This window comes from Streptomyces sp. NPDC056948, assembly GCF_042674225.1.
In the GTDB taxonomy this organism is placed as follows: Bacteria; Actinomycetota; Actinomycetes; order Streptomycetales; family Streptomycetaceae; genus Streptomyces; species Streptomyces purpurascens.
On the sequence record NZ_JBHUQX010000071.1, the window covers coordinates 21,891 to 28,328 of the forward strand.

At 72.0% G+C, this 6,438-nt stretch carries 5 protein-coding genes; 3 read left to right on the forward strand and 2 right to left on the reverse strand.

The features are described 5' to 3' along the window. Nucleotides 1-198: 198 nt before the first annotated feature. Nucleotides 199-1,584: a transcriptional regulator gene (locus ACFTZL_RS12110; RefSeq protein WP_382580703.1), complete on the reverse strand. Its 1,386-nt coding sequence runs from the start codon at nt 1,582-1,584 to the stop codon at nt 199-201. A 306-nt stretch (nt 1,585-1,890) separates the two neighbouring features. On the opposite strand from ACFTZL_RS12110, the gene ACFTZL_RS12115 reads away from it, so the two are divergent. From ACFTZL_RS12115 to ACFTZL_RS12125, 3 genes are all read left to right on the forward strand, one after another. After that, entirely contained in the window at nt 1,891-2,553 is a 663-nt protein-coding gene (locus ACFTZL_RS12115; protein ID WP_382495283.1) for a bifunctional DNA primase/polymerase, read from the forward strand. Nucleotides 2,554-2,680: 127 nt separating this feature from the next. Beyond that, nucleotides 2,681-3,472, forward strand: coding sequence for an ABC transporter ATP-binding protein (locus ACFTZL_RS12120; RefSeq protein ID WP_382580704.1), 792 nt, complete (start codon nt 2,681-2,683; stop codon nt 3,470-3,472). Continuing rightward, the gene (locus tag ACFTZL_RS12125; RefSeq protein WP_382580706.1) at nt 3,469-5,061 is read left to right on the forward strand and encodes a transporter; all 1,593 of its coding nucleotides are present in this window, start codon (nt 3,469-3,471) and stop codon (nt 5,059-5,061) included. Before ACFTZL_RS12120 ends, ACFTZL_RS12125 begins: the two co-directional genes overlap by 4 nt. Nucleotides 5,062-5,095: 34 nt before the next feature. Here the strand turns inward: ACFTZL_RS12125 and ACFTZL_RS12130 are convergent, their stop codons facing one another. Further along, complete coding sequence (locus ACFTZL_RS12130; RefSeq protein ID WP_382580708.1) at nt 5,096-6,049, reverse strand: alpha/beta fold hydrolase; 954 nt, start codon at nt 6,047-6,049, stop codon at nt 5,096-5,098. Nucleotides 6,050-6,438: the final 389 nt, after the last annotated feature.

Consider the following 6,438-nt stretch of genomic DNA (forward strand, 5'->3'; position numbering starts at 1 on the left):
GACTCCTACTTATGGGGGACCTTGTGAATCGTCGGGTCACGCTACCGGGTCCCCAGAGCCCCGTGCCACGCAGCACAGGGCCCGACCGCAAGCCCTGTGAGCGCGGTAACACAACCGGGTCACGGCACGCTGTTCATGTCACCTCCTGCGCGCACAGCGGCCGTTTCCCACACGTTCACGCATCCGCAGACCCTGTGTTCATGCCGCCGCCTGCAGGTCCAGCCGCGCCCCGAACTCCCTGACCACCGCCTCGTCCCGGTACGGCTCCAGCCGCTGCTGGAAGTCCTCCAGATACTCGGCGCCCCGGTTGGACCGCAGCCCCTCCAGCAGTTCCACGGCCTTCATGCCCGTACCGCACGCCTCTTCGATCTCGCGCTGCTGCACCTGCGCCGTGGCCAACAGCACATAACCGATGGCCCGGCGGCGCGCCCGCGTCTCGGGATGCCCGGCCAGCGACTCCTGCGCGCACCGCGCCGCCGCGTCGGCCTGCCCCAGGTCCCGGTGACAGTGGGCCAACTCGTCGGCGAGATAGGCCTCGTCGAAGTGCGCGATCCACACCGGGTCGTCCCCGGCGGCCGGGTCGGCCGCCTCCAGGGCGCTCACGGCCCGCCCGGCCGCGGACTGGGTGGCGCGCACGTCGCCCATCAGGGCGTGCCCGCGCGCCTCCGCCGCGTGGAACATCGACTCCGCGCGCGGTGACACGCGCCCCCGCGCCCCCTCCTGCGCCGCCCTCGCCAACTGCGCGATCTCCCGCGGGTTCCCGAGCTGCGCGGCGAGATGGCTCATGGAGGCCGCGAGCACATACCCGCCGTACCCCCGGTCCCCTGCCGCCTGGGCCAGCCGCAGCGCCTGGATGTAGTAGCGCTGCGCCAGACCGGGCTGCCCGGTGTCCACGGCCATGTATCCCGCGAGCTCCGTCAGCCGGGCCACCGCGGCGAACAGGTCCCGCCCCACCGCCTCCCGGTACGACCCCGCCAGCAGCCCCGAGACCACGCTGTTGAGGTAGTGCACGACGACCGGGCGCACATGCCCGCTGCCGTACTGATGGTCGAGATCCACCAGCGCCTGCGTCATGGCGAGGACCGCCTGCACATCGGACTGCCCCACGCGCGGCCCGGCCGAGCGCGACACCTGGCCGTCCGGCGCGGAGATCAGCCAGTCACGGCTGGGCTCGACCAGCGCGGACGCCGCGACGGAGGAGCCGGACAGGAAGTCCCGCCGCCCCACGTCACTGCGCCACAGCTCGCAGACCTGCTCGATGGCCCCCAGTACCGTCGGCGAGAACTGGAGACCCACGCCCGAGGCGAGGTTCTTGCCGTTGGCCATGCCGATCTCGTCGATCGTGACCGTACGGCCGAGTTTGCGGCCCAGTGCCTCGGCGATGATCGCCGGGGCCCGGCCCCGCGGCTGCTGTCCGCGCAGCCAGCGCGCCACCGACGTCTTGTCGTAGCGCAGGTCGAGGCCGTGCTCGGCACCGCACATGTTGACCCGGCGGGCGAGGCCGGCGTTGGAGCATCCGGCTTCCTGGATGAGCGCCTGGAGCCGTTCGTTCGGCTGCCGAGCGACGAGCGGCCTTGCGGCCATGGCGTACCCCCTGTGGCTGCGGTGCCTGCCCACGCACCGAGTTGACGTGTCTTCCGCGGCCGAACCCCTCACGTCCCAGCGAAAAGATCCGGCCGTGAAGATCAATGCCCCGCCGACCAGGCGAAAATGCGAGGCATGTGAGGAATGCCGGGGTAACGGCAGTTGCCGGCCCCACTCGTGGCTACCCAGCTCCGGCCACGGATCCTCCTGCGCGCCCCCGCACATGCACCCATGCGCCCCGAGGACAGGGCCGGTGCTCCTCCCCGCGCACACGGGCGGGCGTAACCCCTGGTGACGACCAGAGTTGTGTTCATCGTGGAAGAGACGATCGCCGGCACCGAAGCCGCTCAGATCCCGAAGCAGCGCGGGGAATCGCTGCTGGAGACCGCTGTCCGCTACGCCGAGGAGCGCCACTGGGACGTGTTCCCCGGCACCTGGCTGGAAGCGGTCGAAGGAAATCAGCAGTGCTCGTGCGGTGACGCCGCGTGTCCGGCACCCGGATCGCACCCGGCGCGCCCGGACTGGGCGACGCAGGCGACCGGCAGCGCGACCGTCGCGCGACGGATGTGGCAGAAGCAGCCGACGGCCTCGATCCTGCTGCCGACGGGGCGGACGTTCGACGCGATCTCCGTGCCGGAGACGGCCGGGTTCCTCGCGCTCGCGCGGATGGAGCGGATGGAGCTGACGCTGGGGCCTGTGACGCTCACGCCGGATCGGCGGATGGAGTTCTTCGTGCTGCCGGGGGCCGGTGTGAAGGTGCCCGATCTGGTGCGCAAGCTGGGGTGGTCGGTGTCGTCGCTGGATCTGACCGTGCTGGGCGAGGGTGCGTATGTGGCTGCGCCGCCTACGCGGTTCGGGTCCCGGGGGGCTGTGCAGTGGGCCTGCCGGCCGACCCCGGCGAATCGGTGGCTGCCGGACGCGGAGGAGTTGATCTCGCCGTTGGCCTATGCGTGCGGTCGGGATCGGTAGCGCCTGATCGTCTGCGTGGTTGCCGTTGATCGGCGACTGCGGGCCGGTCGTGGTTGTTCGCGCCCACGCGGCGGAGCCGCAAATCAGCAGGGCCCCGCGCCCCTGAGAAGCCACCGTAGGGTTCTGGGTGACGGAGGGAGATGCGGTGGGATCCAGCGCTGTACGGGTGGAAGGGCTGTGGAAGCGGTTCGGGCAGCAGGTCGCTGTTGCCGGGGTCGATCTCGAGTTGCCCGCGGGCAAGTTCATCGGGCTCGTCGGGCCGAACGGGGCCGGGAAGACCACCACCTTGTCGATGGTGACCGGGCTGCTCCGGCCCGATCACGGGACTGTCGAGGTGGTCGGGCACGACGTGTGGCGGGACCCCGTCGAGGTGAAGGCCCGGATCGGGGTGCTGCCGGAGGGGCTGCGGCTGTTCGAGCGGCTGTCGGGGCGGGAACTGCTGGCGTACAGCGGGCGGTTGCGCGGGCTGCCCGGTGCCGAGGTCGACAAGCGGGTCACCCAGCTCCTCGACGTCCTCGATCTGGCCGGTGCCCAGCACAAGCTCGTCGTCGACTACTCGACCGGCATGCGCAAGAAGATCGGGCTGGCCGCCGCCCTCCTCCACAATCCCGAAGTGCTGTTCCTGGACGAGCCGTTCGAGGGCGTCGACCCCGTCTCCGCCCAGACCATCCGGGGCGTGCTGGAGCGATACACCGCCTCGGGCGCCACGGTCGTGTTCTCTTCCCACGTCATGGAGCTCGTCGAGTCGCTGTGCGACTGGGTGGCCGTCATGGCCGCCGGGCGGATCCGGGCCACCGGGACCCTCGCCGAGGTGCGCGGTGACGCGCCCTCGCTGCAGCAGGCGTTCCTCGAACTCGTCGGGGCGCAGAGCCGGGACGCCGGGTCCGACCTCGACTGGCTGGGCGGCGGGGCCCGGTGAGTGCCCCCGCTCTCACCCCCGTCGTCGTACGGCTGAAGCTGTCGCTGCTGCGCAACGGACTGCGGCAGTCCGGCGGGCGCAAGGCCGCCTACATCGCGTCGGCCGTCCTCGCCCTGCTCTTCGCCGCGCTGCAACTGCTCGGTCTGATCGCGCTGCGCGGGCACGCGCACGTCGAGGCACTGGTCGTGCTGGCCGTGGCGGTACTGGGGCTCGGCTGGGCGGTGATGCCGCTGTTCTTCCCCAGTGGTGACGAGACGCTGGATCCGACGCGGCTGGTGATGCTGCCGCTGCGGCCCCGGCCGCTGGTGCGGGCCCTTCTCACGGCGTCGCTGGTCGGCATCGGGCCGCTGTTCACGCTGTGCCTGCTGGTGGGCTCCGTGGTCGCCGTCGCCCGGGGCGGGGCGGCGTTCGCGGTGGGTGTCGTCGCGGTCGCCCTGGCGCTGCTGGTGTGCGTGGCGTTCGCGCGGGCCGTCGCCGCCGCCAACGTACGGCTGCTGACCAGCCGCAAGGGCCGCGACCTCGCGGTGCTGAGCGGGCTCGTCATCGCCGTCGGGGCGCAGGTCGTCAACTTCGGTGCGCAGCGGCTCGGTTCTGCGGGTCTTGGCGAGCTGGACCCGGTGGCGGACGTGCTCCAGTGGGTGCCGCCGGCGTCGGCGATCGGCGCCGTGCACGCGGTGGGCGAGGGGTCGTACGGTCGCGCCGCCGCCCAACTGGCGCTGACCGCCGGTGCGCTGGCGACGCTGCTCGCGGTGTGGTCCCGGCATCTGACCCGGCTGATGACCTCGCCCGACGGGTCCACGCTGCCCACCGCCGAGACGGCCGCCCGCGAGCGGACCTCGACCGGGCTCGGGCGGCTGCTTCCCGCGGGCCGCACCGGCACCGTCATGGAGCGCAGCCTGCGCTATGTGTGGCGCGACCCCAAGACCAAGGCCGCCTGGGTGACCTCGCTGGCCATCGGGCTGATCGTGCCGGTGTTCAACGCCTGGCAGGGCACCGGGTCCGTGTACTTCGCGTGCTTCGCCGCCGGGATGCTCGGCATCCAGATGTACAACCAGTTCGGGCAGGACACCTCCGCGTTCTGGATGGTCGCCATGACGATCTCCTCACGCCGGGACGCCTACGTCGAGCTGCGCGCCCGCGCGCTGGCCCTGCTGCTGATCACCCTGCCGTACGCCACGCTCGTCACCGTGGTGACGACCGCGATGCTCGGCGACTGGCGGCGGCTGCCCGAGGCGCTGGGGCTGTCCTTCGCGCTGCTCGGCGCGATGCTCGCGACCGGGGCGTGGACGTCCGCCCGCTTCCCCTACTCCATCCCGCAGGAGGGCTACAAGAACGTCGCCCCCGGGCAGACCGGGCTCGCCTGGATCTCCATCTTCGGCGGGATGATCGCCGCCGCTGTGCTGTGCGCGCCCGTCATCGCGCTCACGATCTGGCTGAACGTGAGCGCCGAGGGCGACGACTGGACGTGGCTGCTGCTGCCGGTGGGCACGGTCTACGGGGCCGCGATCACGGCGGTGGGGCTGCGGCTGGCGGCTCCGCAGACGGCCCGGCGGCTGCCGGAGATCCTGGTGGCGGTCAGCAAGGGGTGAGCCATCTGTCCCGGTTCGGGATGACCTGCCCGTCTCAGTTCGCGCTGAGGGCGTCCAGGAACGGCTCGATCGCCGCGCGCCAGGCCTCCGGCTGGTCGTAGTGCACCAGGTGGCCGGCGTCGGCGACCTCCGCGTACTGGCCGCGAGGCAGGACGCGGACCATCTCCTGGGCCTCGGCGCGGCCCAGCTCGCCGTCGAGGCCGCGCACGACCAGGGCGGGGCACCGGACCTGGGTCAGCTCCTCCCAGTGGGCGTCGTACACCCAGGTCTCGCGGGAGCGGAGCATCTGTTCCGGTTCGAAGACGGGGCGCCAGCCGTCCGGGGACTCGGCCATCACCTCGGCGTAGAACGCGCCGCGGGCCGGGTTGGGCCGCTCCACCCAGGGGTCGTCCTCGCCGAACCACTTGCGGACGTCGGCGAGCGTGGCGAAGGGCAGCGGCCAGGACCGGAACCACTGGTCCCACTCGCGCTGCGAGGCCGCGCCGAGCGCGGAGGCCCGCATATCGCAGATGATCAGCCCTCGGACCAGGTCCGGGCGCTTGGCGGCGAGCTGCCAGGCGGTCAGCGCGCCCATGGCGTGTCCGATGAGGACGACCGGGTCGAGCCCGAGCTGTTCCAGAGCGGCCTCGACGTCGTCGACGTAGGCGTCACGGGAGAAGGCTCCCTGCGGGGGCTTCTCGCTGCGGCCGTGGCCGCGCTGGTCGAGAGCGACGGCGCGGTACCGGCCGGAGAGCCAGCGGGCGGTGGACGCCCAGTGCGAGGCGCGGCCCATCAGGCCGTGCAGTAACAGCACGCCAGGGGAGCCATTGGGTGCGGTCCCCGCGCCGGGCGTGCGCTGCGGGTGCTGCGGGTCATGCGGGCCGTGCGGGTGCTGCGAGTCATGCGGGTCGTGCGGGTCGTGCGCCGGATCGGTCTTGGGCGGGTCTCCGAACTCCCAGGCCGCGAGGCGTACGCCGCCCGTCCCGGTCACGTCGATGCGTCGCGCCATGTCCTGGCACCCCCCAAGCTTCGCGCGGACCGTGGTCGTCTCCGGCCGTTCGGTCCTGTGAACCGTGTTCTGCCTGCTGCGCCATCTTGCTGTGCCTTGCCGCTGTGCTTGTCGCTGTGCCTTGCCGGCTGTGACCGCTGGTGCGTCCGTGCCGTGCGCCACCCGCAGACTATCGAATGCCCATTCGAGAATGCTGTTCTCGCGGGCAACACCCCTCGTTCGAGTGACCACCCTCAGGGATTGATAGCCGCTGCCGAGGGGAGATCTTCAGCGGGAGGCGGACCGGTCGGGGAAACCGGTCCGAGGGGGATGACCCTGAGAGCTCGGGGCTCCGGGTCAGCACAGGGGAGGACAGGCCCCGGCGCCACAAGGCGCCGGGGCCCTCCACA